The sequence below is a fragment of the Caballeronia arationis genome (assembly GCF_001544975.2).
Classification (GTDB): domain Bacteria; phylum Pseudomonadota; class Gammaproteobacteria; order Burkholderiales; family Burkholderiaceae; genus Caballeronia; species Caballeronia arationis.
In genome coordinates this window covers 1-1886 of the sequence record NZ_FCOG02000388.1, presented here as the reverse complement: position 1 = coordinate 1886, position 1886 = coordinate 1, and the positions used below count along the sequence as shown (strand labels likewise).

Sequence of the window (1886 nt, the reverse complement as noted above, 5' to 3'; positions counted from 1 at the left end):
CCTAATATAGATAGTCCGTCCCGCCTTCCGTGATACTGGTCACAGCTGGCAGGTACTGCCAGCGAAAGCGGGACATGCACCCGTGGACTACGAATAATTTGCCCCAACGTCTGACGTTTGTGCCTTTAGTTTCGAGTCTATGGGTGCGCTTGCGCTCGATAACGAATACTCAGGGTTCGCCGTGACACCGGCTCGCTATATTGCCTTCGCTGAACGCAAGTATGCATGTCCCTGCAAGGCAATTTACCACTTGCGGAGGTTCACATGGCACCTCTATCGAATCAGCAGTTCACCGCTTATGTTGGCATCGATTGGGCAGACACGAAGCATGACATCTGCCTGCAGGCCACCGGCAACGCCAGGCGCGAGTTCGACTGCATCCCTCATCAAGTCGCGCGCATTGACGAATGGGCAAAGTCTTTATACCAGCGCTTTGGTGGCCCTATCGCGGTTGCCCTTGAACTGGCCAGGGGACCGATCGTCGCTGCACTGCAGAAGTACGACTTCTTCGTGCTCTTTCCGATTAACCCGTCGACACTCGCCAAATATCGCGAGGCGTTCAAACCAAGCCGCGCCAAGGACGATCCCACCGATGCAGAGTTGGCACTCGAACTCCTGCTGCGCCATCCCGAGCGGTTTGCTCCGCTCAGACCACAGAGCGTCGCCATGCGTTCGCTGTTCAGCCTGGTCGAGCAACGTCGCGAACTGGTCGGCGACAAGACCCGATTCACCAACCGCTTATGTGACACGCTCAAGCAGTATTACCCGCAGGCTCTGGAGTGGTTCGAGCAGAGAGATACGGTGCTCTTCTGCGACTTCCTCACCCACTGGCCGACGCTCTTGACGGTCAGGCGCGCCCGCAGGACGACCCTTGAAGCGTTCTTCCATGCCCACAAGTGCCGTATCAGGCTGATCGCGGTACGTCTGGAATCGATCCGCGCCGCTACGCCCCTCACCGAAGACCCTGGCATCATCACGGCCTGCCGATTGCACGTGCTGGCGCTGGTGGCGCAGCTGCGCACCGTGCTCTCGGCGATCGATGTGTTCGATAGGGAGATCGCGGCGCTCGCGCGGGCGCAACCTGACTTCGCCCTGTTTGACCGCCTGCCGGGCGCCGGCCCCCAAATGGCGCCGCGCCTGCTCGCGGCCTTTGGCGAGCAGCGCGACCGCTTCCACGGGGCTGATGAACTGCAGAAGTACGCTGGCATTGCCCCCGTGACCGAACGTAGCGGCAAGAAGAGCTGGGTGCACTGGCGCTGGCAATGCCCGAAGTTCCTGCGCCAGACGTTCGTCGAATGGGCCGCCCAGACCATCAACAAATCGTTCTGGGCCGGCGCTTACTATCGGCAACAACGATCGAAGGGGAGTACGCACCAGGCTGCCGTCAGGGCATTGGCGTTCAAGTGGATCCGCATCCTGTACCGATGCTGGCAAACCAGAACGCCGTACGACGAGACCACCTACCTTAACGCTTTGAGGAAACGCGGTTCGCCACTGCTCAGGCACCTCGAACTTCCGGGGTAACCAGTCTCGGTGGTGGTTACGCAGCTGGATTCCGGATCGGTGGATTGCCTCCGTTGGACTCGATGGTGCCAGTTGTCCACGGCCGGCCGGCGAGTCGCCTGTCTACGACCATGCCGCTGGCCGGCGGTGGGCAACCGGCCAGGCGCCCGCATGGCGTTCCGCTCGACATACTCCGTCTCATAAACGAGCGGCGAGCGATACCCTATGCCACAAGGGAGGGCATATGAGCCGCATCTGCCCTCGATAACAGAGGGCAGATCAATCGGTTTATGTGCTCGTGCGCTCGTGCGTCTCGAACCGGAAGCAGAAGCGCAACTTCCCGCTGAAAAACCTTGACGGACCACCTCAGGGCCTGAAGGCAC

General features: G+C 60.5%; 1 protein-coding gene. It reads left to right on the top strand.

Annotation, left to right across the window (positions count from 1 at the left end):
* Window positions 1–264: 264 nt before the first annotated feature.
* Window positions 265–1524, top strand: a complete 1260-nt coding sequence (locus AWB81_RS42505) for an IS110 family RNA-guided transposase (RefSeq protein ID WP_062644541.1) — start codon at window positions 265–267, stop codon at window positions 1522–1524.
* Window positions 1525–1886 lie beyond the last annotated feature (362 nt).